Source organism: Sphingomonas cavernae, assembly GCF_003590775.1.
In the GTDB taxonomy this organism is placed as follows: Bacteria; Pseudomonadota; Alphaproteobacteria; order Sphingomonadales; family Sphingomonadaceae; genus Sphingobium_A; species Sphingobium_A cavernae.
Genome location: NZ_QYUM01000003.1, coordinates 420,308 through 445,372, shown reverse-complemented (window position 1 = coordinate 445,372; position 25,065 = coordinate 420,308). Strand labels below are relative to the sequence as shown.

27 protein-coding genes are annotated in these 25,065 nt (G+C 64.5%); 13 read left to right on the top strand and 14 right to left on the bottom strand.

The features are described 5' to 3' along the window. Nucleotides 1-148 precede the first annotated feature (148 nt). The 9 genes from D3876_RS09845 to D3876_RS09805 all read right to left on the bottom strand — a co-directional run bounded on the left by D3876_RS09845 (nucleotide 149) and on the right by D3876_RS09805 (nucleotide 9,842). Entirely contained in the window at nucleotides 149-1,564 is a 1,416-nt protein-coding gene (locus D3876_RS09845; RefSeq protein WP_119761798.1) for a UDP-N-acetylmuramoyl-L-alanyl-D-glutamate--2,6-diaminopimelate ligase, read from the bottom strand. Then, nucleotides 1,564-3,258, bottom strand: a complete 1,695-nt coding sequence (locus tag D3876_RS09840; protein ID WP_119761796.1) for a peptidoglycan D,D-transpeptidase FtsI family protein — start codon at nucleotides 3,256-3,258, stop codon at nucleotides 1,564-1,566. Before D3876_RS09840 ends, D3876_RS09845 begins: the two co-directional genes overlap by 1 nt. Continuing rightward, nucleotides 3,255-3,947: a hypothetical protein gene (locus tag D3876_RS09835; protein WP_119761794.1), complete on the bottom strand. Its 693-nt coding sequence runs from the start codon at nucleotides 3,945-3,947 to the stop codon at nucleotides 3,255-3,257. The genes D3876_RS09840 and D3876_RS09835 overlap by 4 nt, the downstream gene beginning before the upstream one ends. Continuing rightward, nucleotides 3,944-4,888 (bottom strand): 16S rRNA (cytosine(1402)-N(4))-methyltransferase RsmH, encoded by a 945-nt coding sequence (gene rsmH / locus D3876_RS09830; RefSeq protein ID WP_119761792.1) that lies wholly within the window; start codon nucleotides 4,886-4,888, stop codon nucleotides 3,944-3,946. Before rsmH ends, D3876_RS09835 begins: the two co-directional genes overlap by 4 nt. Next, on the bottom strand, nucleotides 4,885-5,370 hold the full coding sequence (locus D3876_RS09825; protein WP_119761790.1) for a division/cell wall cluster transcriptional repressor MraZ: 486 nt from the start codon (nucleotides 5,368-5,370) through the stop codon (nucleotides 4,885-4,887). The genes rsmH and D3876_RS09825 overlap by 4 nt, the downstream gene beginning before the upstream one ends. 293 nt (nucleotides 5,371-5,663) lie before the next feature. Beyond that, nucleotides 5,664-6,881: a Gldg family protein gene (locus D3876_RS09820; protein WP_147417633.1), complete on the bottom strand. Its 1,218-nt coding sequence runs from the start codon at nucleotides 6,879-6,881 to the stop codon at nucleotides 5,664-5,666. A 74-nt stretch (nucleotides 6,882-6,955) separates the two neighbouring features. Continuing rightward, entirely contained in the window at nucleotides 6,956-7,264 is a 309-nt protein-coding gene (locus D3876_RS09815; RefSeq protein ID WP_238475321.1) for a hypothetical protein, read from the bottom strand. 345 nt (nucleotides 7,265-7,609) lie between these two features. Next, nucleotides 7,610-8,602, bottom strand: a complete 993-nt coding sequence (locus tag D3876_RS09810) for a cysteine synthase A (RefSeq protein WP_119761786.1) — start codon at nucleotides 8,600-8,602, stop codon at nucleotides 7,610-7,612. Between the two features lie 79 nt (nucleotides 8,603-8,681). Further along, nucleotides 8,682-9,842: a carbohydrate porin gene (locus D3876_RS09805; protein WP_238475320.1), complete on the bottom strand. Its 1,161-nt coding sequence runs from the start codon at nucleotides 9,840-9,842 to the stop codon at nucleotides 8,682-8,684. A gap of 167 nt (nucleotides 9,843-10,009) precedes the next feature. Between D3876_RS09805 and D3876_RS21035 the strand changes: the two genes are divergently transcribed. Together D3876_RS21035 and D3876_RS20485 are read left to right on the top strand one after the other, a co-directional pair. Continuing rightward, on the top strand, nucleotides 10,010-10,132 hold the full coding sequence (locus D3876_RS21035) for a hypothetical protein (protein ID WP_274378978.1): 123 nt from the start codon (nucleotides 10,010-10,012) through the stop codon (nucleotides 10,130-10,132). Next, entirely contained in the window at nucleotides 10,113-10,274 is a 162-nt protein-coding gene (locus tag D3876_RS20485; RefSeq protein ID WP_182911973.1) for a hypothetical protein, read from the top strand. The genes D3876_RS21035 and D3876_RS20485 overlap by 20 nt, the downstream gene beginning before the upstream one ends. Nucleotides 10,275-10,372: 98 nt before the next feature. Here D3876_RS20485 and D3876_RS09800 read toward each other — a convergent pair whose 3' ends face one another. Beyond that, a complete protein-coding gene (locus D3876_RS09800; RefSeq protein WP_119763681.1) occupies nucleotides 10,373-10,744 on the bottom strand; it encodes a VOC family protein in 372 nt (123 codons plus the stop codon). A 124-nt stretch (nucleotides 10,745-10,868) separates the two neighbouring features. Here D3876_RS09800 and D3876_RS09795 point away from each other — a divergent pair, with 124 nt between their 5' ends. Both D3876_RS09795 and D3876_RS09790 read left to right on the top strand, forming a co-directional pair. Beyond that, a complete protein-coding gene (locus D3876_RS09795) occupies nucleotides 10,869-12,170 on the top strand; it encodes a Y-family DNA polymerase (protein WP_119761784.1) in 1,302 nt (433 codons plus the stop codon). 120 nt (nucleotides 12,171-12,290) lie between these two features. After that, nucleotides 12,291-12,671 (top strand): hypothetical protein, encoded by a 381-nt coding sequence (locus tag D3876_RS09790; RefSeq protein WP_119761782.1) that lies wholly within the window; start codon nucleotides 12,291-12,293, stop codon nucleotides 12,669-12,671. A 77-nt stretch (nucleotides 12,672-12,748) separates the two neighbouring features. On the opposite strand, the gene D3876_RS09785 is transcribed toward D3876_RS09790, so the two are convergent. Then, nucleotides 12,749-13,207, bottom strand: coding sequence for a VOC family protein (locus tag D3876_RS09785; RefSeq protein ID WP_119761780.1), 459 nt, complete (start codon nucleotides 13,205-13,207; stop codon nucleotides 12,749-12,751). Between the two features lie 137 nt (nucleotides 13,208-13,344). On the opposite strand from D3876_RS09785, the gene purL reads away from it, so the two are divergent. The 6 genes from purL (at nucleotide 13,345) to D3876_RS09755 (ending at nucleotide 19,803) form a co-directional block, all read left to right on the top strand. Continuing rightward, a complete protein-coding gene (purL, locus tag D3876_RS09780) occupies nucleotides 13,345-15,567 on the top strand; it encodes a phosphoribosylformylglycinamidine synthase subunit PurL (RefSeq protein WP_119761778.1) in 2,223 nt (740 codons plus the stop codon). Nucleotides 15,568-15,698: 131 nt separating this feature from the next. Next, on the top strand, nucleotides 15,699-16,295 hold the full coding sequence (locus D3876_RS09775; RefSeq protein WP_119761776.1) for a peptidylprolyl isomerase: 597 nt from the start codon (nucleotides 15,699-15,701) through the stop codon (nucleotides 16,293-16,295). 254 nt (nucleotides 16,296-16,549) lie between these two features. Further along, entirely contained in the window at nucleotides 16,550-17,725 is a 1,176-nt protein-coding gene (locus D3876_RS09770; RefSeq protein ID WP_119761774.1) for an FAS1-like dehydratase domain-containing protein, read from the top strand. A 113-nt stretch (nucleotides 17,726-17,838) separates the two neighbouring features. Beyond that, nucleotides 17,839-18,288: a hypothetical protein gene (locus tag D3876_RS09765; RefSeq protein ID WP_119761772.1), complete on the top strand. Its 450-nt coding sequence runs from the start codon at nucleotides 17,839-17,841 to the stop codon at nucleotides 18,286-18,288. Between the two features lie 55 nt (nucleotides 18,289-18,343). Next, nucleotides 18,344-19,204: an SDR family NAD(P)-dependent oxidoreductase gene (locus D3876_RS09760; protein ID WP_119763679.1), complete on the top strand. Its 861-nt coding sequence runs from the start codon at nucleotides 18,344-18,346 to the stop codon at nucleotides 19,202-19,204. 41 nt (nucleotides 19,205-19,245) lie between these two features. Next, nucleotides 19,246-19,803 carry a nuclear transport factor 2 family protein gene (locus D3876_RS09755; RefSeq protein WP_119761770.1) on the top strand — a complete coding sequence of 186 codons (558 nt, stop codon included), beginning with the start codon at nucleotides 19,246-19,248 and terminating at the stop codon, nucleotides 19,801-19,803. An 18-nt stretch (nucleotides 19,804-19,821) separates the two neighbouring features. On the opposite strand, the gene nudC is transcribed toward D3876_RS09755, so the two are convergent. Genes nudC through mutY form a run of 3 tightly spaced genes read right to left on the bottom strand, consistent with a single transcriptional unit; the run spans nucleotide 19,822 to nucleotide 23,037 of the window. Further along, nucleotides 19,822-20,703 (bottom strand): NAD(+) diphosphatase, encoded by an 882-nt coding sequence (nudC, locus tag D3876_RS09750; RefSeq protein ID WP_119761768.1) that lies wholly within the window; start codon nucleotides 20,701-20,703, stop codon nucleotides 19,822-19,824. Continuing rightward, nucleotides 20,700-21,974 (bottom strand): serine hydrolase domain-containing protein, encoded by a 1,275-nt coding sequence (locus D3876_RS09745; protein ID WP_119761766.1) that lies wholly within the window; start codon nucleotides 21,972-21,974, stop codon nucleotides 20,700-20,702. The genes nudC and D3876_RS09745 overlap by 4 nt, the downstream gene beginning before the upstream one ends. Continuing rightward, a complete protein-coding gene (gene mutY, locus D3876_RS09740) occupies nucleotides 21,967-23,037 on the bottom strand; it encodes an A/G-specific adenine glycosylase (RefSeq protein ID WP_119761764.1) in 1,071 nt (356 codons plus the stop codon). The genes D3876_RS09745 and mutY overlap by 8 nt, the downstream gene beginning before the upstream one ends. A gap of 26 nt (nucleotides 23,038-23,063) precedes the next feature. Between mutY and D3876_RS09735 the strand changes: the two genes are divergently transcribed. Genes D3876_RS09735 through D3876_RS09725 form a run of 3 tightly spaced genes read left to right on the top strand, consistent with a single transcriptional unit; the run spans nucleotide 23,064 to nucleotide 25,053 of the window. After that, nucleotides 23,064-23,603 (top strand): DUF721 domain-containing protein, encoded by a 540-nt coding sequence (locus tag D3876_RS09735; RefSeq protein WP_238475319.1) that lies wholly within the window; start codon nucleotides 23,064-23,066, stop codon nucleotides 23,601-23,603. Continuing rightward, nucleotides 23,600-24,289 carry a DsbA family protein gene (locus D3876_RS09730; RefSeq protein WP_238475318.1) on the top strand — a complete coding sequence of 230 codons (690 nt, stop codon included), beginning with the start codon at nucleotides 23,600-23,602 and terminating at the stop codon, nucleotides 24,287-24,289. Before D3876_RS09735 ends, D3876_RS09730 begins: the two co-directional genes overlap by 4 nt. Nucleotides 24,290-24,312: 23 nt before the next feature. After that, a complete protein-coding gene (locus tag D3876_RS09725; RefSeq protein WP_182911972.1) occupies nucleotides 24,313-25,053 on the top strand; it encodes a DsbA family protein in 741 nt (246 codons plus the stop codon). Nucleotides 25,054-25,065 lie beyond the last annotated feature (12 nt).

Below are 25,065 nucleotides of genomic sequence, written 5' to 3'. Positions count from 1 at the left end.
TCACCATCAAAGAAAGCGGCGCAGATATTCAACCCCCGTTCGTCCTGAGCTTGTCGAAGGACTGCCTTTCCTTTTTTCCCCGACGCCAAGGAAGGACAGGGCTTCGACAAGCTCAGCCCGAACGTATTTTGAGATAGATGTGAACTGCTCATGCCGCACACTCGCGCGCGACCTGAACGTCATCGAAAGGCAGCACCATATCGCCCACGATCTGGCCCTGCTCGTGCCCCTTGCCCGCGAGCAACACGAGATCGTCGGGGCCGGCCTCGGCGATTGCGGCCGCGATCGCGTCGCGCCGCCCTCCGATTTCGACCGCGCCCATCGCGCCATCGAGCACCTGGCGGCGAATAGCCGCGGGGTCCTCTGTCCTCGGGTTGTCGTCGGTCACAATCACATGGTCGGCCATTTCGACCGCGATCTTGCCCATGGCGGGACGCTTGCCCTGATCGCGGTCGCCGCCCGCGCCGAAGACGAGGATCAGTCGCCCCTTGCAATGCGGCCTCAGTGCCTCGACCGCCGCGGCGATCGCGTCGGGCGTGTGCGCATAATCGACATAGACGGGCGCGCCCGCCCTGGTGATGACGGCGCGCTCGAGGCGCCCGCGCACCCCCTGAACGCGCTGCAGATTGGAAAGCGTCTGCTCGATATCGCCACCGCAAGCGATCACCAGCGCAGCGGCGGTCAGCGCATTGGCGGCCTGATAGGCTCCGATCAGGGGAAGATTGAGGCGGTGGGACTGGCCCGCCGCCTCAACCGTCAGGACCTGACCTAACTGAGTGGGGGACCGCGAGATCAACCGGAGAAGGTCTCCACGCTCGCCCACACCCAGCACTCGGAGCCCCCGCTCTCGAGCCAGATCGAACACTTTTGGGGATTCAGGGTCATCGGCCCAGATGACCGCGGCCCCGCCGTCGCTGATCACCTCCGAAAACAGGCGAAGCTTGGCAGTGAAATACGCCGCCATGTCGCCGTGATAGTCGAGATGATCGCGGCTGAGATTGGTGAAGGCGCCCGCGGCGACGGGCAGCCCTTCGGTGCGATATTGAGAAAGTCCGTGGCTCGACGCCTCGAAGGCGAGATGCGTAACGCCTTCGCGCTTCAATCCCGCAACGTTGGACAGAAAGGTCACGACGTCGGGCGTGGTCAGCCCCGTCGTGACCTGATCGTCGGCGGTGGTGACGCCCAGCGTTCCTATCGAGGCGGCATTGTTGCCCGTCATCCGCCAGAGCTGGCGAGCGAGTTCGACGGTGGAAGTCTTGCCGTTGGTACCCGTCACCGCCACCACCGTTTCGGGGAACGGCGCAAAGAACCTTGCCGCAAGCTGCGCGAAGGTGGCGCGCGGCTCGTCGGCGACGATGTGGACCGCGCCATCCACACGCGCCGCGCGCCGCGCGACCACCGCTACCGCCCCCGCGGCGACGGCCTGTTCGATGAAATCCTCGCCATTGAAGGCGGCGCCCTGAAAGGCGCCGAAGACCGTGCCAGGCGCAACCTTGCGGTGATCGATCGCGAAACCCGTGACGACCGAATCCTCATTCCCGCCGGTAAGCGCACCAAGCCGCATCATTCCTCCTTGTCGGTTTTGATAAGCGGCGCGAGGTCCGCGAGATCGACATCCTTGTGCGCATCGGGGATGACGCCGAGCATCGGCCCCGTCCGCGCGATCACCTTGGACACCACGGGCGCCGCGGTCCATGCCGCCGAGGTGAAGCCGAACGTGTCGGACGTTCCTTTCGGCGCATCGAGCATCGCGATCACGACGTAGCGCGGGCGGTCCATAGGAAAAGCCGCGGCAAAGGTCGAGACGTTGACGCTGCGCGAATAGCCACCAGCACCGGGTTTCTCGGCGGTGCCGGTCTTGCCGCCCACGCGGAAGCCCGCGGCATCGCCGCGCCGGCCGGTGCCCTCGGTGACGATCAGCCTCAGCAACTGACGCATGCGAATGCTCGTCGCTTCGGTGAACACACGGCGCCCGGCGGGCGCAGATCCCTTTTCAAGCTTCATCACCGTCGCGGGACGCCAGATACCGCCGTTGACCAGCGCGGCATAAGCGCTGGCGAGGTGCAGCGGGGTCACCGCGATACCATGACCATAGGAAGTGGTGAGCGTCGTTGAGCGCCCCCAATTATGCGGCCAGAGGGTGCGCCCCTTTTCCTTCAGGTCGATATGCGGCGGTTCGTTGAAGCCCAGTTTGCGGAACAGATCCTCCATCCGCGCCTGCCCCATCTCGTCGGCGATCCGCGCGGTCACGATGTTGGAGCTGTGGACCAGCGTCTCGGGCACCGTGATCCAGCGACCGAGCGGGTGATCGTCCTTGATCCGGAAACGGCCGATCGCGAGCGGCGCGGTCGCGTCGTAGCGCTTGGCCATCGAGGTCACGATCCCGGTGTCCATGGCCTGCGCGATCGTCAACGGCTTGAATGTCGAGCCGAGTTCATAGACGCTTTGCGTCACGTTGTTGCGCCGCGCCTCGGCGGGTGACTTGCCGAATTTGTTGGGATTGAACACCGGCAGCGACGCCAGCGCAAGAACCTCACCGCTGTCGACATCGAGCACCAGCCCCGTCGCTCCCATAGCGCTGTGCTTGGTCATCGCGGCAAAGAGTTCGCTCTCCATCGCGGCCTGGACGCGGCTGTCGATCGAGAGCGCGACCGCGTCGGCGCGCTTGACCGGGTCAGTCAGGCGCGCATTGAGCGCGCGCTCGACCCCCGTCACCCCGCGACCGTCGAAATCGGTATAACCCAGCACATGCGCGGCCAATGTCGTCTGCGGATAGAGCCGCTCGGGCTCGCGCGCGAATGCCATGGCGGGTTCGCCCAGCGCATTCACCTGCGCAACCAGTTCGGGCATCGCGCGCCGGCGCAGATAGGTGAAGCTGCGCCCGGAGCGCAGGATCGCCAGATATTCGGCCTCGCTGCGTTCGGGCATGAGCGCAGCGAGTTTGGGCGCGAGATCCTCGGGATCCCCGAGCAGACGGCCGGGATGCACGCCCACCGACCAGGCATCCATCGTGCTTGCGAGCGTGACGCCGTTGCGATCGACGATATCGCCGCGCACGGGAATATAGCTTGTGCCGGTATAGGTAGTCGCCGGCGGATCGCCGAAGGCCGCGAGCCATGTAAGGCGCAGCCCGATCAGGCTGCCAACACCCAAAAAGACGAGCATCAGCACCATCAGGCGCAGATGCGCAGTCGCCAGCCACTGATACCGTTGCCCGGCGTCGCGAACGCGATTCGGCCGGGCGACGAGGGTTGTCATTGGCTACGTCTCCCGCCACCCTCGGCGCGCGCCTTTTTCGCGATCTCACCCATCAGCCGGTCGTCGAGCAGCTTGTCTTCAAGCCTCGCCAGCTTCTTTTCCTTCTCGGCCTTTTTGGGGTCGGCCTTGGGCGCAGATGAAGTTTTCCGTTCGGCGTACCCCGGCGAAGGCCGGGGTACGGGAGTCCCTGCACGCTGGACCCCGGCCTTCGCCGGGGTACTCTTTGCTTGCTCGTTCGAAGCGGGCTTCTTCTCGGGCTTGACCGCTTCGGCCGCCATCTCTCGCCGCTCGGCCGCATCGCTTTTGGCAGGTGCAGCCGCGGGCAGCACCTCATCGGGGATCGACACCATCGCGGTCACCATCGTCGTCGGCGCATAGCGCGGACCCGGCGTGATGCCCGAACGATCGAGCGAGGCAAGCTGCACTTCGCCCGAGAGGAACTGGTCGGCATCGGGCGTGGTCAGCGCCAGAACCTCGCCGTTCCAGCGCTCTAGCTGTCGCAGATTGGCGCGCGTCGCGAGCTCGGTCTGAAGCCGGCGGATGTCCTTCTTGGCGGACAGAATCTGGCGATTGACGCGCTCAAGCTCGGTGCGTTCGGCGGCGACCTGCGAGGTGATCAGATACAGCGCCATCGCGGCGACTGCGCCGCCAAGAACGCGCCCGACCGATTTGAATCTGTTGGCGATCATGCCGCCCCTCCCTTCGGCGCGGCCGCCGTGCGGTGCGCCACTCTCAAGGTTGCCGAGCGCGCGCGGGGGTTACGCGCGACCTCACTCTCCCCCGCACGCGCCGGCTTCGCGACCCGGTCGAAGGTCGGCATCTGCCGTTCCTTCGACGCTTCGGGCAAATGGCGCGACCCTTGCGGCGTTGCGCCGCTCCGCTCGCGCAGAAATCGTTTGACCAGCCTGTCCTCGAGGCTGTGAAAGGTGACGACCGCAAGCCGTCCGCCAGGCTTCAGCACGCGCTCGGCGGCCTGAAGGCCGTCCTCGAGTTCGCCGAGCTCGCGGTTCAGATGAATGCGGATCGCCTGGAAGGTCCGCGTGGCGGGATCCTTCTTGTCGTGCGGCTTGTGGCCCAGCGCCTTGCGGACGACATTCGCCAGCTCGCCGGTTCGCGTGATCGGGCGTGCTGCGACGATCGCGCGCGCCACGCGGCGCGAACGCGGTTCCTCGCCGAAATGATAAAGCACGTCGGCGATCGCGGCCTCGTCGGCGCCATTCACAAAGTCCGCCGCGGTTTCTCCCTCCTGCTCCATCCGCATGTCGAGCGGACCGTCAGCCTGGAAGGAAAAACCGCGATCGGCGCGGTCGAGCTGCATCGAGGATACCCCGATGTCGAGCGTGACCCCATCGACCGCGCCGACCCCCCGCTCGGCCAATGCTTCAAACATGCGTGAAAAGCGCTCGGGGACGAGGCTGAGCTGTCCCTTCGCCTCCTCCACGAGCGCCTCCCCTTCCGCGATCGCATCCGGATCGCGGTCGAAAGCGTAAACCCTGGCGCCCTTCGCCAGTATCGCGCGCGTATAGCCGCCCGCACCGAAGGTGCCGTCGACATGCACCTCGCCCGGCTGGATCGCGAGCCCCGCGATCACTTCATCGAGCAGGACAGGAATGTGCGGCGCGGCGCTCATTTCATGCCCTTTTCTTCGAGCAGGAACTGGACGAGCTCGACAAGCATCGGCGGCACGTCATCGGCCTTCAGCAGCACATGCGGGTTCCAGATCTCGATGATGTGGCCCGAGCCGTGGAAGAAGGCGAGGTCTTCCAATTGGCCGAGCTTGCGCATGAAGGGCGGGATGACGAGCCGGCCGCTCGCGTCATAGGGCACGTCCTCGACCACGCCAAAGGCCATGCGGTTGAGGTTCTCGCGGCTGAGCTTGGCGCCGCCTTCCTGCTCCGTCATTTCCTGGGCGAGGACATCGGGCAGCATATCGGCAAAGGGCAGGTCATAGCCGGTAAGGCAAGGCGAGGTCCGGCTGCGCGAGAGGGCGATGACACGTTCGTTGTTGGAATTGACCTCGAGCGTGGCGCGCAGCTTTGCGGGGATGGCGACGCGGCCCTTGCCGTCGATGCCACTCAGCCCGAAACCGCGATATGTCCGCCTCGTGTTCACGTCCCTGTATTCCGCCCCATTTCAGGCGCACGTTTCCCCAGCCCGAAAAACGGCCTTCGCCAATCTTTCGGGATTCGCGATTTGCAGTGGGAAACGCCCGCCTTTGCGCCCTTTTAGGTATCAGGGGAGCCGCGGGGAATAAAGGGGTTTTATGGGGATTTTTGGGGATAGCTTATAGTGCATTGATTTTATTAGATAAATTATGGCGTGAAATTCTACGTACACCCGCCCAACCCCAAGAGTTCATACTATGTTCCAGAGTTGATGGGCAAGTTCCCGGAGTCGCGGTCAAGTCAAACCCGGCGACTCCGAACAAGAAAAACCCTGCCCAAGCCAAATGAAAGGCTAATCAAGCCGGGTATTGCGCCGGCAAACAACGCAACCAGCGGAGTGCCAGGGGTCCAGATCCATGGCACCCATTCCCCGCTCATGTCCCGCGAAATCCCCGAAAGCTCATCGAGCAGCATTCCGAGCAGCGGCGCATTGTCTGCCGAGCGCCTTTCGCGTGAAATGCCATCAGCGCCCTCGCCCGCCCAGAGCGGATCCGCCATCAGGTCCGCATCCGCGATCAGGAGCGCCTTGCCTTTACCGATCGCGCATCGTGCGAACAGCCCCTCCTGCTGCAATGTACACAGTTTTCCGGTCAGCACGAAACGTCCCGGCGCCAGCACCGAAAGTTTCCAGCGATTGCCGGCGGCCGCCACTTCGACCGTCTCGACCTGCCTGTTACGGTGCACGTCGATCAGGTCGAGCCGCAGCCCCCAATGATCAAGCAACGGATCGAGCAGCGAAACCGCGGGCGGCGCGCGCGGATCGGTCGACGAATATTGGCTCGGCCAGCGCAGCGAGGGATCAGCGAGCACCAGTGCCTTGCCCCCGCCCCGCACCCATGCGTCGAGCGCGACCAGTTCTTCGGGTTGCAGCGCGCGCGGCTGGGCGAGCAGGAGCAAACTGTGGCGCTTGAGGGCTTCTTGGTCGATCCGGTCAAGCACCGATATCGCGAAGTTCTGCTCGAGCCAGCGATAGGATTGGGCGGGGCCGCGGCTGCCGCGCAACGTCGCGTTGATGTCCCCTTCGCCCCACACCAGCGGGAGGCCCGTGACCAGCGCCAACGACGGGCGCAGCGCGATCATGTCCTTGTCGACCTTGGGCTTTCCGATCAGCGCGACGGGGCCAAGCGACGCCACCAGCACAACGGCCGCCACCCCGCCGATCAGACCACCCGCCTTGAGCCAGACGAGTTGCCCCACCTGAATGACGAGATCGAGCACCAGCAGTACGAGCAGCGCGCGTCCCGCCTGCCGCAGCACCGCCTCGCCGGACAGCGGCGCGCCGAGCAGCCCGAGAAACAGCGCCTGTCCCGCAATCGCGAGCACGATCCCCAGCACGCCCGCCGCCCAGCGGACAGGCCAGCGCTCGGGCCGCAACCAGAAGACGAGGATGAGCAGCAACCAGGATCGCGCCGCCAGAAAGGCGCCGGGCTCGGCACGGCCATTGGCGAGTGGTCCCATCACCGCGCCCACGAGCAGTTCGACCAGCGCCAGCAGGCCGGCCCATAGCAGAATGCGCGGAAGCGCGTGCCCGATCAGGGGCCTTTGCCCGCCGCGTCGGCGGTGACGCCGCTTTCGTTGGATGCCGTGGAGGGCGCAACGCCCAGTTCAGCGAGCGGCTCCTGCGGCAGCGGCTCCTGCGCCAGATTGTCTCCAACGATGTCGGGAAGCCCCATCGGCGCCTCGACATTGGCTTGTTGCTGGACGGGCGCCTCGTCGCTTGCGGAACTGATGATCGCGCCAGCGCTCAGCACGACAAGGAACACCGCCGCCAGCCCCGTGACGCCGATGCGCACGCGCTGCAGCCGCTCCTGCTTGTCACTCTCTTGCGGACCCGAGTTCACGGAGGACATTATTAACGAAGGTGATGGCGCTTGTCGAACCTTTCGAAAAAGCTAGGAAAGTCGGTACGCCCGGGCCGTTCAACGATAAGCGCGGAGGTCCGGGATGGCGTGGTTTTCTGCCGTTCAGTTCCTCCCCGGTACGGGGAGGGGGACCACGCGAAGCGTGGTGGAGGGGCTGGCGCGAAACCTGACAATTCGGCGCAGCCCCTCCGTCAGCCCTCCGGGCTGCCACCTCCCCGTACCGGGGAGGAACTGGCGTCCGCCATCGGGTCCACACGCGCAACTTTCGCGACTTTCGGCCCGATCCCTATGGCGATCGCGGGACGTGTCAGCGCGCAGGGAGGCTTATCCCGCCCTCAGCGATGCAGGTACCTTCAGGCCCTTCGCATCGAGCCAATCGGCATTGTAGAGCGTCGAAAGATAGCGGAATCCCGTGTCCGCCAGGATCGTCACGATCGTCTTGCCCGGTCCCATCTGCTTCGCCAGCGCAACCGCACCGGCGACATTGATCCCCGAGGAAAGCCCGAGACAAAGTCCCTCTTCCTCAAGCAGCCGGTGCACCCATTCGAGCCCTTCGGCGTCCGAAATTCGGAACTGCGTGTCGATCGGCGCGCCTTCCAGATTGGCGGTGATCCGCCCCTGCCCGATGCCTTCCGCGACCGAAGATCCCTCCGCTTTCAGTTCACCGCACGCATAATAACTGTAGAGCGCGGCGCCATATGGATCGGTGAGCGCGATGACGATGTCCTCGTTCTTGGCCTTGAGCCCCATGCCGACCCCCGCAATCGTGCCGCCCGTGCCCGCAGTGCAGGTGAAGCCGTCGACCCTGCCGCCGGTCTGCGCCCAGATCTCCTCGGCGGTGCCCAGGATATGCGCCTTGCGGTTGGCGATATTGTCGAACTGGTTGGCCCAGAGCGCGTTCTCGGTCTCTTCCGCAATACGCCGGGACGTGTGCACGAAATGGCCGGGGTTCGAATAGGGCGCGGCGGGGACGAGCACGAGCTCGGCGCCCAATGCGCGCAGCGTGTCCATCTTTTCGCGGCTCTGTGTCTCGGGCATGACGATGATCGTCTTGTAGCCCTTGGCATTGGCGACGAGCGCGAGCCCGATGCCCGTATTGCCCGCGGTCCCCTCGACGATCGTACCGCCTGGCCCGATCAGTCCCTTCTCCTCGGCGTCCTGCACTATGTAGAGCGCCGCGCGGTCCTTCACCGACGCACCGGGATTGGCATATTCGCACTTGGCGAGAATCTCGCAGCCCGTATCTGCCGATGGCCCCTTCAGCCGGACCAGAGGGGTGTTGCCGATGAGCGCGAGCGTGTCGGGAATGATCGTCATGGCCCCTAGCTAAGCGCAAAAAAGGCCTCAGCCAAGCAAGGCTTTTTGGGGGTATGGCGTAGTCGCGGTTTTGGCCGCCTCAGAACGCGACGATCATTCGCAGCGCCGATACGATCGCGGCCTGACGACCGCGATCCCCGCCGGGGTCGAGTATCAGTTGCAAATCGGGCTGAAGCGTCAGGAAGTTCGCGATCCGATCGGAATAGGTGACCTCGAATGCGGTTTCCGCATCCGCGGCATCGATACCCTCATCACGCAAATTTCGACGAAAACCGTGCGACAGATAGGCCTGGTTGGCCCCGATTGAAAAAGCGCTGTCAGGGCGGTTTGCAAACAGATGCGCGACGAGCAATCCCGCCTGCCACCCGCCGCGAAACGGCGTTGTCCGCCCATCCGACACGCCCGCACGGACAAACGCGCTCATGGCAAACACGTCATCGGGATTATCGAGAGGATACTCGGCAACGATATAGGCGCCATGTGCTCGGCGACGCACGGGATCGCCCGCCGCATTGATAGCGCGGATATCGTCATAGCGACGGCTGTAGGTCCATGCTCCCGCCGCGATCTTGCCCCGCGCGCTGATCCCCGTTTCGCCGATCAACAGGACGCCATTGTCAAAACTCAGGTCGACGCCGTCGGGATCGCCCAGCGTCCGTGCCGAAGCATTGAGCACCGCAGCGCGCACAAAGCCTTGCTCACCCAGACGCTGATCGACACGCAGTGCAAGAGCGGTTGACGGAAAGATGGACGGGCCATTGGGCCCGGTAGCGGCGATCTCGGATCCGACACCAAAGGCGGGGGCGATCAGCAGCCCCGCGGCATCGTTGGCGTAAAATTCGCTGTTAAGGTCGTAGAGTCCCGTGCGCACCGTTGTCCGCGATCCCAGCGCGTGTTCGATCCATGCCTCCAGCACGCGCAACCTCTGGTGCCCCACCTCGATATTGTCGACGCCCTGGAGCGTCGCTGCGCGATCATTGGGCGTGCCGCCCAGATTGTTGAGCACATGAACGTGCGCGGTACCGCCATTCCAGTCGAGCAACGCATCCAGATCCGCAGTCGCGGTGAGGTCGAGGTTGTCGAGATAGCTCAACCGGGCGCCATCACCGTTGCCCGAGACGCTCATCAGGTCGGCAATATAGGTGACGTCGAACTCAACCGCATCCCCCGCCATCGCCGGTGCCGAACACAGCAGGAGCGACAATGGGGCGGCGCAAGCGGCAAGACGAGACATCTTCATGGCGGACGATCCTGAGCTGTTCTCGTCCAATTATAGGTCGCGCACGCCGGGCCGGGTCGCAGCCGCCTATAATGCTCGTGAGATTGCAGATCGCGCGTTCCCCCGACTCTTTCGCCCGGCCTGTATTTGCCGACGCCAAGGGGTTTCTTCGTTGTCGAGGAAACGAAATGATTACCTCACTGAACCGGGCCGCGCAGGTCGCCGGCATCGCTATGGTTGCGCTCATGCTGCTATGCGGCGGCACGGGCATATGGGCGGCGCGCCAGCACCATGGCCAAGGCGATGGCTGACTTTCGCGATCAGTTGCGCGCCGCCGAGACAGCAAAGGAGGTGCAGGTGGATTTGATCGTCGGCAGCATCGGCGCCGGACTTACTGCGGTCGCTGAGGGCGATTTGACTGCCGAAATCAGGAATGATCTGTCTGGCCCCTAGCCAAGCGTAAACAGGGCCTCAGCCAAGCAAGGCTTTTTTGCAACCCGGTTTAGCCGGAGTTTGCACGCACTGGCTCGTTCGCGCGATCTGCCTGCCTCTCACCCATAGGGCCGCGTGATGACCTCGAGCAGATGGCCGTTCGGATCCGCGAAATAGACGCCGCGCCCACCGTCATGCCGGTTGATCTCGCCGGGCTTCGAGCACGGCGGGTCGGCCCAATAGGGACCCGCGGCGCTGATGCGCTCGAACACCGTGTCGAATTCGTCCTCGCCGATCAGGAAGGCGTAACGCTGCAAGGCGACATCGCCTTCCTTTTCCATGAAATCGAGCGAGACGCCGTTGTCGAGGTCGACGACCTGGAAATGCATGAATTGTCTTGGTGCGGGCAGGCCGAGGATGTCGGCGACGAACGCAGAGGACTGCATCTTGTCGTGGCACCAGACGATCGTGTGGTTAAGCTGAGCCGGCATCATCGTCTCCCGAGTCTTCGCTGGCCAACCTTTCTTTCACGATCCGCGGGAAAATGCGAACCGGGGCGGTCATCGCCAACTTCGCTTGGACGCCGGCCCGCGTTCATTATATGTTCTACAGCCGATGCCCGAATCCGCCCCCGCCTTTCCGCCACGGCCGTTGCGCTGGCTCTATGTCGACCTGAACAGCTATTTCGCGAGCGTCGAGCAGCAGCTCAATCCGGAGCTGCGGGGCAAGCCCGTCATCGTCGCGCCCGTCGCCAGCGACACCACTGTCGCGATCGCGGCATCCTATGAGGCCAAGAAGTACGGGATCTCCACGGGGACGCCCGTCTGGGAGGCCAGGCGCAAGTGCCGCGAGTTGCTGATCGTCGCCCCCGAGCACCAACGCTATGTCGAGTTCCACGACGCGATCGTCGCAGAGGTGTGGAAGCATATACCGGTCACGCATGTCTGTTCGATCGACGAGGTTGCGTGCCGGTTGCTCGACAACGAGAACAGCGCCGAGGCCGCGCGTGCGCTCGCACTCAGGATCAAGGCAGGCATCCGCGACAATATCGGCGAATGCCTCACCTCATCGATCGGAATCGCGCCCAACCGGCTCCTCGCCAAGCTCGCTTCGGACATGCAGAAGCCCGACGGTCTCACGATTCTGCGGGCCGAAGAATTGCCGGAGCGGCTGTTCCCGCTGCCGCTGCGCGCGATATCGGGGATCGGTGCGAAGATGGAGAAGCATCTGGCGCAGCACGGCGTCAACGACATCGCGCAGCTCTGCGCGCGCCGGCCGCGCGATGCGGGGGGAGCATGGGGCGGCGTGAACGGCGACCGGCTCTGGTATTTGCTCCACGGCGTCGACCTTCCCGAAAAACCGACGCAGCACCGCACGATCGGGCACAGCCACGTACTCTCCCCCTCGAAACGCGGGCTCGAGCCAGCGCGATTGACCGCGCGACGGCTGGCGCTCAAGGCCGCGAGCCGGCTGCGCCGCAATGCCTATCGCAGCCGGCTGCTTGTCCTCCATGCGAAGTTCGAGGACGACAAGAGCACGGTCAGGATCAGCCGCAAGCTCGCGCCCACGCAGGACAGCTTCGCGATCCTCGCGGCGCTCGACGCGCTCTGGCCGAAGCTCGCAGCAGAAGGGCGCGCGCGGCCCGGCGGCTTTCGATTGCGCATGATCGGCGTGACGCTCGCCGAGATCGAGCCTGTCCAGGGCGAGCAGGACTCGCTCTTTGCTGCGCTTGATCCGGATGATCCGCTCGCCCGGGAAACGCGGACGCTTTCGCTCAGTCGCGCCATGGACCGGATCAACGAGAAATTCGGACGCCACGCGGTCAGCGTCGGCCCGATGAGTGGCGGCCGCGCCGATCGGGTTGGAACGCGAATCGCCTTTGGCCGCATTCCCGAGGCCAGCGAATTTCACGATTGACCCTCAACACCCGGCTTTCACGTCCGGACAAGTTGTAAGATACGGTTTATTTTCAGTTTGTAACACAACCATGCTTGACGCGGCCCCTCACAAGGGCAAAGCGTCTCGCTTGTTATGAAAATGCACTCAATCCTCCCCGTCGCCGCAGCCTCTGCGCTCCTTGCGCTGGCCGCGTGCAATACCGAGCCCGAAACCGTCACCGGTGGCGGTCCGCAGGACGACATGGCCGCAGAACTCGCCAATGCCGCGCCCGTCGAGCTTCCTCCTTCGATGAAGGAAAGCAAGACCTATCGCTGCAAGGACAACACGCTCGTCTATGTCGACTTCCTGTCGGACGACAAGAGTGCGAACATCCGCCTCGACAAGAGCGCCGCGCCGACGCAGGTCAAGGCTGAGGAAGCCGGCAAGCCGATGATCGCCGAGGGCTATTCGCTTGAAGGCAGCGGCCCCAGCGTTACGATCACGCTCCCCGGCAAGGGCAGCCAGAGCTGCAAGGCCTGATCGCGGCCGGCGACTTCCAACCAGCATTCAAAAAGGGGCCGGCGGAGCAATCCGACCGGCCCTTTTCTATTATCAGGTCAGGCGGGCGCCATCTCGCTCATCCGCCGCGCCATTTCGTCGGGGGGCACGTCCTCGAAATGCGTCGCCAGCGACCAGCGATGGCCGAAGGGGTCGACCAGCGTCCCCATCCGGTCACCCCAGAACTGGTCCTCGGGCGGCCGCTCGGCAGTCGCGCCCGCCGCGATCGCGCGATCGAAGGCCGCGTCGATACCCTCCAGATAGATCATCAGGCTCGCCGTCGTCCCGCCGCGCGCCTTGGGGCTGAGCATGCCCATGTCGGGCCATTCGTCGGACAGCATGACGTGCGAATTGCCGATCTTGATCTCGGCATGCGCGATCTTGTCGCCCATCGGCATCCGGAACACCTCGGTGGCGCCGAACGCTTTCTTGTAGAATTCGATCGCTGCATTGGCGTCGTCGAGCGTCAGATAGGGCGTTACGCTGGAATAGCCTTCGGGAATCGGTGAAACGCTCATGGCTCTCTCCTCATTCGCCCCCCGGCCGAGTCGAACTGGGCGCAGGATCGAACCGGGAGATGACAAGCGCAAGCAGTGCGCGGCGACCGGAGCATTTGCTGCTGACAATTTGCGGTACTGGCGCTAGGGGCTGCGCCATGTCTGGAATCACCCCCGAGATCGTCGCCGAGCACGGCCTGTCCCCCGAGGAATATGAGCGCGTGCTCCACGCGCTGGGCCGAGAGCCCAACCTTACCGAGCTGGGCATCTTTTCGGTGATGTGGTCCGAGCATTGCTCGTACAAGTCCTCGCGCATCCATCTGAAGAAGCTGCCGACCGAAGGTCCGCAGGTCATCTGCGGCCCCGGCGAGAATGCGGGCGTGGTCGACATCGGCGACGGCCAGGCCGCGATCTTCAAGATGGAGAGCCACAACCACCCGTCCTATATCGAGCCCTATCAGGGCGCGGCGACGGGCGTGGGTGGCATCCTCCGCGACGTCTTCACCATGGGCGCACGTCCGATCGCCAACATGAACGCGCTGCGCTTCGGCCGGCCCGACCATCCGAAGATGCGCCACCTGATCTCGGGCGTCGTCCACGGCATCGGCGGCTACGGCAATTGCGTGGGCGTTCCCACCGTCGGCGGTGAGGTTAACTTCCACCCCGCCTATGACGGCAATATCCTCGTCAACGCGATGACCGTTGGCGTCGCGGACACCGACAAGATCTTCTATTCGGCCGCCTCGGGCGTCGGCAATCCGATCGTCTATGTCGGCTCCAAGACCGGCCGCGACGGCATCCACGGCGCAACGATGGCCTCGGCGGACTTCGGCGAGGACACCGAAGAAAAGCGCCCCACCGTCCAGGTCGGCGACCCTTTCACCGAAAAGCTGCTGATCGAGGCGTGCCTCGAACTCATGGCCTCCGACGCGATCGTCGCGATCCAGGACATGGGCGCAGCGGGTCTCACCTCCTCCTCGGTCGAGATGGCCTCGAAGGGCGGCGTCGGCATTCAGCTCGACATGGACAAGGTGCCGCAGCGCGAAACCGGCATGACCGCCTATGAGATGATGCTCTCGGAAAGCCAGGAGCGCATGCTCATGGTGCTCAAGCCCGGCCGCGAGGATTTCGCCGAGGCCATCTTCCGCAAATGGGAGCTCGACTTCGCGGTCATCGGTCATGTCACCGACACCGGCCATATGGTGCTCGTCCACAATGGCGAGACGGTGTGCGACATCCCGCTCGCCCCGCTCGCCGACGACGCACCGCTCTATGACCGCCCCGCAATGCCGCGCGACGCGTACAAAGCCTGGTCGGGCGTCAAGCCGCTGGGCGACGTACCCGAGAGCACCGACATCGTCGCCGATCTTGTCAGGATCATGGGCTCGCCCGACGTGGCGTCGCGGCGCTGGATCTGGGAGCAGTACGACCACATGGTCGGCGCCGACACGCTGCAGCGCCCGGGCGGTGACGCCGCGGTGGTGCGTGTTCACGGCACGCAAAAGGGCATCGCGATCAGCACCGACTGCACGCCGCGCTATTGCTATGCGGATCCCTATGAGGGCGGCAAGCAGGCCATTGCGGAGTGTTATCGCAACATCACCACGGTTGGCGCCACCCCGCTCGCGGTGACCAACTGCCTCAACTTCGCCAACCCGCAGCGTCCGGAGATCATGGCGCAGCTCACCGGCTGCCTCGAAGGCATGGGTGAAGCCTGCCGCGCGCTCGACTTCCCGATCGTCTCGGGCAACGTCTCGCTCTACAACGAGTCCAAGGCCACCGGGGGCGGCAGCGCGATCCTGCCCACCCCCGCGATCGGTGGCATCGGCCTTCTCAAGGACATCGACGTGATGACCACCGTCGCCTTCAAGGCGGAGGATGAAGCGATCGTGCTGATCGGCAAGACTGAAGGCCATCTCGGCCAGTCGATCTGGCTGCGTGAGGTTCACGGCAGCGAAGACGGCGCGCCCCCACCAGTCGATCTGGCGGCCGAAAAGGCCGCAGGCGATTTCGTCCGCGCGCAGGTTCAGGCGGGCACGCTCAGTGCGGTGCACGACATTTCCGACGGCGGCCTGCTCGTCGCGGTCGCCGAGATGGCACTCGCTGGAAACATGGGCGCAGAGATCGGCCTGCCCGAAGGTACTGCGCCGACGGCATGGCTCTTCGGCGAAGATCAGGGCCGCTACCTCGTCACCACCAGCGACGCCCCCGCGCTTTGCGCCGCGGCCAACGCACTGGGCATCCCCGCGCTCCCGATCGGCGAGACGGGCGGCCAGGCGGTGAGCATTCTGAATGGCGACGAAGTCTCGCTCGATACGCTCCGCAAGGCGCATGAGGACTTCTTCCCCAATCTGATGGGCGCTGACGCGGCGCTGGCTTGACGGGCATTCGAGTAACACCCCTAACCCGTTTGTCCCGAGCGAAGTCGAGGGACGATGCCGAATGCGGCGGATACGTCGAGCATTTTCCGGAAGGCGTGTCTCGACTTCGCTCGACACGAACGGAGGGTCTTTTGATCCATTCCGTTGCCCGGCTATTTCTCGCATTGCTGTTGGTCTTCGGCGCATTCCCTGCGCCGGCATCCGCCCAATCGACCGCACGCGTCCGCATCGAGACCAGCATCGGCCCGATCGTCGCCGAGCTCGACCTCAGGCGCGCGCCGATCACCGCGAAGAACTTCCTCGCCTATGCCGAGGAAAAGCGCTTCGACAACACCAGCTTCTACCGCGCCGCGCGCAACAAGAGCGATCCGAAGCGCGGGCTCGTCCAGGGTGGCATCGACAGCAAGGTCCGCAAGGCGCGCTGGCCGATCGACCATGAACCGACCAGCCAGACGGGCATCAAGCATGTCGACGGCACGCTCTCGATGGCGCGCAACGCGCCGGGCAGCGCAATGGGCGATTTCTTCATCACCGTCGGCCCCGCCGCCTATCTCGACGCCGGCCCCGGCAAGCCCGGCTACGCCGCCTTTGGCCGCGTGGTCAGCGGCATGCCAATCGTCCGCCGCATCCTCGCCGCGCCCACCTGGCCCGGCGGCCGCTCGACCAACACCATCGGCCAGCACATCAAGCAGCCGATCAGGATCCTGAGCATCCGCCGCATCGGCTGAAGCCGATCAACACGCATGGCGACGCGATCCGGCCCCTTTCTGCCAAACATCGGTGCGGCGATGAGCACCGGGCGAGGACCGCGAAAGTCCCGGAAAATAGCGAGATATCGCCGTGTCCCGGTAGTCCGACCTGCGCCTTTTACGCTTGGCTGGGGCGGCATCAACCAAAGCACGCTGTTGCCTCCATCGGCACGCGGATCAAAGGAAGGTTGAGCATTTCAGCGCAGTGATTCCACCAAAGGGATACCCGACCCGTGAGCAAGCCCATCTTCGATTGTTCGGACATCGATCAGTATCTCGGCAAGCCGATGCAGCCCGCGCGCATGCGCGAACCGATCCACAACAACGATATCCGCCGCTGGGCGCAGGGCATGCACTATGCGAACCGGCTGCACTATGATGCCGATTATGCGGCGGAGGGTCGCTGGGGAAAGCTGGTCGCGCCGCAAAGCTTCGCGGTGACCATGGACGACGGCCATGGCGCGGGTCCCGCCTGTGTCGGTGCCATTCCCAATTCGCACCTGCTCTTTGGCGGCGACGAATGGTGGTTCTACGGCCCCCGCATCGTAGGCGGCGACGTCGTGCACAATGAGCGCATCCCTTTCGACTATGTCGTCAAGGACACCAAGTTCGCCGGCCCGACCTGCTTCCAGCGCGGCGACAACAACTATTACAACCAGAATGGCGAGCTGATCTCAAAGCAGCGCTCGACCGCGATCCGCTACCTGGCGGAGGCTGGCCGCGAAAAAACCTCCGACGAGACCATGGAGGGGACGGAAGACCCGGAATGGAGCGACACCGAGCTCAAGGAGCTTGAGGAGCGCAAGTTCCAGTGGATCCAGATGATCCACGATCTGGAGCACGGCAAGCGCTACTGGGACGATGTGAATGTCGGCGACGCGCTGCCCGAACGCGTGTTCGGTCCGCACAGCATCGCAAGCTTCACCACCGAATGGCGCGCCTATCTCTTCACCATCTGGGGCGGGACGCACCGCCGCACCGATCTCGACCTCGCCGCGCTCGGCTTCGTCGATGAAATGGCGGGGCATGAGAATGACCCGGTGATGGAGCGGATCAATCCCGAGTTCACCGACGGCGCCTATTTCGGCCCCTCGCGCGGCCACCTGTTCCCGCGCTGGGCACGCTTCATCGGCATGCCGCGTGCTTATGGCTATGGCGCTTCGATGGGTGCGTGGATTCTCGACTATCTCGCCGGCTGGGCGGGCGAATGGGGCATGGTCGTCCACTCGGTCGCATCCTATCGCGGGCCTGCATTCACGGGGGATATCACCGTCATGACCGGCACGATCGTCGACAAGTTCGTCGATGAGGAAGGCCGTGAGGTGGTGCAGATCGACTGCAAGATGGCCAACCAGCTCGGCACCATCCTGGCCACCGCAAAGGCCGAGGTTGCGCTGCCGAAAAAGTGAGCCGCGAGGACGTGAGAGCAATGAGCGCCCTCCCCGCCCCTGCGTGGGGGAGGGCTGCCATTGACTTGATCACCGCGTCGATCGAACCTCCCCGCCAAAATGGGGAGGATATAATGCGGAAACCCGTCATCACTGCCATAGCGGTCGCCGGCACACTCGACCTCGTTGCAGCGTTCATTCTTTCGGGCCTTTCGGGGACCGGCCCCGTCGGCGTCCTTCAGTTCGTCGCCAGCGGGCCGCTCGGCGATGCCGCCCTCGCAAATCCCGCTTATGCGCTCGCCGGCTTTCTCGTCCATTTCGCGATCATGAGTTGCATGGTACTCGCCTATATGACGATCGCGCCGCGCATCCCCGCGCTGCTTCGCAATCCCGTGACGGCGGGGCTTGGCTACGGCCTGCTGCTCTGGCTCATCATGTACTGGATCGTCCGCCCGCTGCGGTGGCCGGCCATGCCGCTGCCGCACGATCCCAGGGCGATCGCGGGCCAGCTCTTCTGTCACCTCATCCTCGTCGGCCTGCCGATCGCGCTGATCGCTGCGCGCGGCATCAGGCCTGTGCGTTGACAATGGCGGGCGCGGGTCATTCGCGAAGGCTCCACGCCCGAAAAGGAGAATGCTGATGGATCGAAGCCCGGTCGCCGTGATCACGGGCGCAAGTCGCGGTGCCGGACGCGGCATCGCAATCGCACTCGGCAGCCATGGCTGCACCGTCTATGTCACCGGCCGTTCGGAAAAGGCGGGCGATCACGTTCTGCCCGGCACGATCTACGAAACCGCGCAGGCCGTGACCGAAGCCGGAGGCAAAGGGATTGCGGTTCGTGTGGACCATGCCGACGACGAACAGGTGCAGGCGCTGTTCGCGCAGGTCGGGCAGGAACAGGGCAAGCTGGATATTCTGGTCAACAATGCCTGTGCGCTGCATGACGCGCTGACTGCGCCGGGCAATTTCTGGGAAAAGCCCGCTGGCATCGTCGACATGCTCGATGTCGGCCTGCGCAGCAGTTACATGGCCAGCTATTATGCAGCGCCCCTGATGGTCGCCCGCCGCCATGGCCTGATGATCTTCACTTCCGCCTCCGGCGCGGTGCACTATTCCTTCGGTCCGGCCTATGGCGCGCACAAGGCGGGCATGGACAAGTTCGCGGCCGACATGGCGGTCGATCTGAAACCCTTTGGTGTGGCAGCCCTGTCGATCTGGATGGGGGCGCTGCTGACCGACCGGCTGCGGATGGTGATCGCCTCCGATCCGGTCAAATACGGGGACCTCGAGGCGGCGTCCGAAACACCCGAATTCACGGGGCACGTGATCTGGGCGCTGTATAACGACCCGGGACTGATGGAGCTGAGCGGGCAGACCGTGATCGGCGCCGAAATGGCTGTTCAATATGGTCTTACCGACGGTCCGGGACGTCAGCCACGGTCCTGCCGCGATACGCACAAGGTCGCGCCGCGCGCCCAGTATCCGGTCGTGCTTCGCTAGCGGCGCACTGGAAGATCAGTCACTTCACGGAGTTTCTCACGATGAATGCGGATGAACTGGAACAGTTGCGCAAGGACGTGGCGTATCTGAAGGATCGGCAGGCGATCGTCGATCTCGTTGCGCGCCATGCCCGCGGCCATGACCGGCACGACGTCGATCTGCTCACGAGCGCCTATCATGAGGATGGCGTGGATGAGCATGGCTATGCGATCAACCCCGGCCCGAAATATGCCGAATGGTCCAACATGGTCCATGCAGCGGGTTCGGACCAGCATCTGCACAACATCACGACGCATCTTTGCGAGATTGACGGCGATGTCGCGCATTGTGAAAGCTATGTGATGGTGTCGTTGCTCGATCGTGGCGGCAAGACCGCGCGCATCATAAACGGTCGATACATTGACCGGGTTGAGCGCAGGGACGGCGAATGGCGGATCGCGCTTCGTCGCTCGACCGTCGATACGCTGATCGCGGGTGATGCTTCGATCCTCCACAATCCAAGGTTCACAGAGCAGGGCTACACAATGGGCACACGCGACAAGAGCGACGTCTCTTATCAGCGTCCGCTGTCGCTGGATAATCTCGTCACACGCTGGTGAGCCGAATTGGAAAGCCGCTCAGCCGCCGCCTTCGAGCCAGCGCCTGAACAATGTGTGTGCGATGGCATAGGGCGGCGGTGGCAGAAAGGGTGCGTCCGGATCCCCGTCCAGCGAAGCCTGCACCTCCTCGCGCGTGACCCATATCGCGTCCTCAAGCTCGGTATAGTCGATGGTGAGCTCGTCGCGATCGGCGTCGGCTATGCACGCCATCATCAATGATGACGGAAACGGCCAGGGCTGGCTGACGACATAGCGCACGTTCGACGCGCGCAGTCCCGCCTCCTCGTGCAGTTCGCGCGCGACCGCCTCCTCCAGCGATTCTCCCGGCTCAAGGAATCCCGCGAGCGCCGAATAGCGCCGCGGGGGATAGGCGGGCTGGCGACCGATAAGGACCTTGCCGTCATGTTCGGCGAGCATGATCACCACCGGGTCGACGCGCGGAAAATGCTCGGCCTTGCACTGGCCGCACTTCCGGCCCCAGCCGCCGCGGAACATTTCAGTTCGCGTACCGCATTGCGCACAGAAGCCGTGGCGCAGATGCCAGTCGATCAGGCTGCGCGCCGCGGCATAGGTTCCCGCCTCGCCCGGCGGCATGATGTCGAGCATCCGAAAGATCGCCGGCGATCGGGAGGCTCCCCTGGGAAGGTCGGGGCGAACCTCGGCAAAGCGCGGCTTGCCGTCGTCAAAGCCGAGAAAGATCAGCTCGCTCGAGGGATCGGCCTCGGCAAGGCTTTTCCAGACCATCAGCCCGTCCTGGTCGAGCACCGGATCGATGCCGTCGAGCACGAGCAACCGTGCAGACAGGCTGCCCGTCAGCGCTGCGAGCTGTTCGGGATTGGTACGCACCAGATCGGCGCGGTCGAGCGTGCTGCCTGTAAAGCCCGGAACCCAGCGGTTCATGCGACCCCTGCGTAAACCGCTTTGGGAAAATCGGTCTGAAAGCTGAACGCGCCAAAGGGCAGAAACTGCGCAAAGCCGCAGGCGCGGATGCCGCGCGCGGGATCGACCCATGCGACCGTGCCCGCAGCACCCTCCCAGCCATAGGCGCCCTCGCCTTTCCCGCCGGCGATTGAACGCGTCGCCACGCGGCCGCCGGCACCGAAGCCGGTGCCCGGCGGAAACCCTGCGCCAAGCGTCACGCCTTGCGGAAGCAGGTTGGACATGCCGAGCCGCGCGGTCTCGGGCTTCATCACGCGCACCGACTTGATCGCACCCCATCCCATCAGCATCAGCAGGAAGCGGTCATAGTCGCGCGCGCTCATCACAAGCCCGGCGCCACCAAAAGGAAAGGCGGGCTGATCGAGATAGATGCTGCTCGCGGCGGGATCGACGGGTGTTAGCCCCTGCGGCGTGGCCCAATAGTTGGTCACGAAGCGCCCGACCTCGCTTTTGGGCACACGCCAATAGCTGCTCGTCATGCCGAGCGGATCGAACATCCGCTCCTGAAGGAAGCCGTCGAACGACTTGCCCGACGCGACCTCGATCACGCGGCCAAGCAGATCGAGGCTTACCGAATAGCTCCATCTGGATCCCGGATCCGTGATCAGCGGCAGCGTCGCCAGCCGATCAGCAAATTCCTTGAGGCTGGGCGCGGGGGGTGCCGAGGTGTCGTCGAGTTGCTTTGTCCGGCTGAGCGCTGCGGGCGTGATCCCGAGCCGGAGATATTCCTTGAGCAGCGGGCCCCTGGTTATGATCGAATAGCCGAGCCCCGCGGTGTGCGTCAGCAGGTGGCGGACCGTGATCGGCGCCGTTGCCGCGCGGCTCGCAAGGCTCGTGTCGGGCTCGGTCAGCACCCGCGGATTGGCGAAGCCCGGTATGAAATCGGCGATGTTCTGGTCGAGGCCGAGCTTGCCGTCCTCGATCAGCATCATCGCGGCCATGCCCGTGATCGGCTTGGTCATCGAATAGACCCGCCACAGCGTGTCGCGGTTCACCGCAACCATGCTGTCACGCGCAAGGCGTCCGCGCGCAAGGAAATCCCCCTTGTCCGTTCCCCGACCGATGACCGCGGCAAGCGCCGGAAGCTTGTCCGGCACCAGGCCGTCGAACAGCGTGGAAACCTCCGCCCAGTCCCGGGTGCGCGCAAGCAGCGGCGCAGGGAGTGCCGCGGCAAAGCCGATCGCGGTCAAAGCGCGGATGAAGTCACGCCGTTCGAGCATCAAGTCAGCCATTCCTGTCCTCCAGAACCTTGCGCGCCGCCTTCGCGAACACCGTGGGCAACCCCGCGGTGTCGAGCCGGTCTATCGGCCACCATTCCCCGACGAGTTTCTCAGCGCAACCCTTTTCAAGCTGCAGCCGCGCTATCGCGAGATCGAGCGCGAAATGCGTGAAAACATGGGAGACTTCAGTGGCGCCAATGCCCCACTCGCCCGTCACGGGCGCCTCGGCGAGTCCGGGCGTCTCGGCCTGCCAGGGGCCGGTGGGCAGCGCACGCATTCCTCCCAGCAGTCCCTTCTTCTCGCGGCGGACGAGCAGCACATGCTCGTCCTGCTCCACCCAGAAGATCGTGCCGAAACGGCGCGGTCTTGCCTTTTTCGCGGCTTTCGCCGGAAAGCGTTCGGGGGTTCCCGCCCTGCGCGCAGCGCACGGTTCGTTCAGCGGGCACAGCGCGCAAGCAGGATTGCGCGGCGAACAGAGCGTCGCGCCCAGATCCATCATCGCCTGCGCAAAATCGCCCGCCCGCGCGCTCGGCGTGATGCTGTCCGCAAACCCATGCAGCAGCGACTTGGCAGCCGGGAGCGGCTCCTCCACCGCGAACAGTCGCGCGACAACGCGCTCGACATTGGCGTCGACCACCACTGCGCGGCGGTCGAACGCAATCGCGGCAATCGCGGCCGCAGTATAGGCGCCGATCCCCGGCAGCGCGCGCAGCCCCGCCTCGTTGTCGGGAAAGCGACCGCCATGATCGCGGGTCACAGTGCGCGCGCAGGCAAGCATGTTGCGCGCACGTGCGTAATAGCCGAGGCCCGCCCAGGCAGCCATCATGTCAGCGTCATCAGCCGCGGCAAGCGCTTCCACAGTCGGCCAGCGCGTGGTGAATGCCTCGAAATACCGCCATGCGGCAGCCACCGTCGTCTGCTGGAGCATCACCTCCGACAGCCAGACCCGATAAGGGGAGGGCGCAGGGACGCCGGGCGGGCTGCGCCAGGGCAAAGCGCGCGCATGCCGATCGTACCAGCGCAGCAGCATAGCCGGGATTTCGACCCGTTCCTCCAATGGCATATCGACTGGCATGGGTCGGCTATGGCATGGAGGGGACAATGAGCGAAAGACATGGGCAGAAAAAGGGGCAAACGGACGCAGGACGTTCGCGGGGAGGACGCGCGCGCACGGTATCCGAGATGCTGCCCGACATTGGCCGTGCCGCCTATCGCCGATTCGGATTCGTCCAGAGCGCGGTTGTCAGCCGCTGGTCTGAAATCGTCGGCGCGCGCTATGCCGACGTCTCCGCTCCTGAATCGATCCGCTTCCCGCAGGGCAGCCGCGCCGACGGTGTGCTGACGCTGTCCGTCACCGGCGCGCATGCGCCGATGATGCAGCATGTCGCGCCCGAGATCATCGAGCGCGTGAACCGTTTCTTCGGCTATCCAGCGGTTGCGCGCCTCGCGATACGCCATGGCGCCGCACCCAAGCCGACGCCCAAACGTCCCACACCGCCATCGCTCAAGCCGATCCCCGTCGAACTCGGCGACAGCCTGCGGACGATCGCTGATCCGGAGCTCAAGACTGTGCTCGAATCGCTGGCGCGCGGTGTGGCTGCAACGCAGGGTGTGCCCGTTATCGATGGGGATAAATCGTGAAGTCCGGAATCATTCTTGCTTTTGGCCTGCTTGGCGCCGGTGTCGCGGCCGTCGCAGCGCAACCCGCAACGCGCAATTGGGTCGCAACCGTCGCGACAACATCCGCGGGCAGCTATGTCATCGGCAGTCCCGCCGCGAAAGCGAAGCTCGTCGAATATCTGAGCTATACCTGCGCCCATTGCGCGCACTTCGTCGGCGAAGCGTCGACCACGCTAAAGCGCGACTACGTCTCCAAGGGGATCACGAGCATCGAAGTGCGCCACGCGGTGCGCGATCCGCTCGACCTGGCAGCGGCATTGCTCGCACGATGCGACGGCGCTGCGCGCTTCCTGGGGCATAGCGAAGCGATCTTCGCCAAGCAGGGCGAATGGATGAGCAAGGGGATTGAGTTCCACAAGGCCAATGCCGAACGGCTTCAGGGGATGCCGCAGCCAAAGGCGCTGGCAGAACTTGCGCGCGGTTCGGGGCTGACCGCTCTGGTTCAGGCACGCGGCATGGCGCCCGCCAAGGCGCAGGCCTGCCTCGCCAGCAAGCCCGCGACCGACCAGCTCGTCGCGATGTCAGGCGAAGCCTGGCAACAGCGCAAGATCCCCGGAACCCCCGCCTTTCTCATCAACGGAACGATCGTCGCCGGGGCCATGGACTGGGCGGCGCTGAAGCCGCAACTCGACGCAGCAATCAAATGAGCAAAGCAGGAGCGTACAGCACAATGAAGCGCATTATTGGCCTCACCGCCCTTCCCCTTACGCTGGCACTCGCTGCGTGCGGCAGCAGCGACGAAGCGAAGACGGCCGACGCCACATCGTCGGCGGCACCCATCGCAGCGCCGGCGGGGCAGAGCTGGGTCGATACAATCACCCAGACCGACGAGGGTGGCTTCGTAATGGGCAACCCCAACGCGCCGATTAAGCTCGTCGAATATGCCTCACTGACATGTTCGCATTGCGCCGAATTCGCTGACAAGGGCGTAGCTGCGCTCAAGGAAAAATATATCTCCAAGGGCACCGTCAGCCTTGAACTCCGCAATTATGTACGCGACCCGATCGACATGACCGCAGCCTTGCTCTCGCGTTGCGGTGGCACCGGCCCCTATTTCCAGCTCACCGAGCAGATGTTCGCGGCGCAGTCCGAATGGCTCAATCGCTTCCAGTCGCTGGGTGAGGAAGGCTTCAAGCGCATCCAGTCGCTGCCGCCCGCGCAGCAGTTCGGCGAACTCGCGAAAGCGGGCCAGCTTGACCAGTTCGTCCAGCAGCGCGGCGTCTCGAGCCAGAAGGCGGCGCAGTGCCTCGCCGACAAGGCGGCGGTCGACAAGCTCGTGGCGATGAATAAGAAGGCAACCGAGGAATATAACCTCACCGGCACGCCGATGTTCATGATCAATGGCCAGGTTGTGCCCGACACGGCCGCCTGGGAAGCGCTGGAGCCCAAGCTCCGCGCCGCGGGCGCATAAGGCGGTCATGAT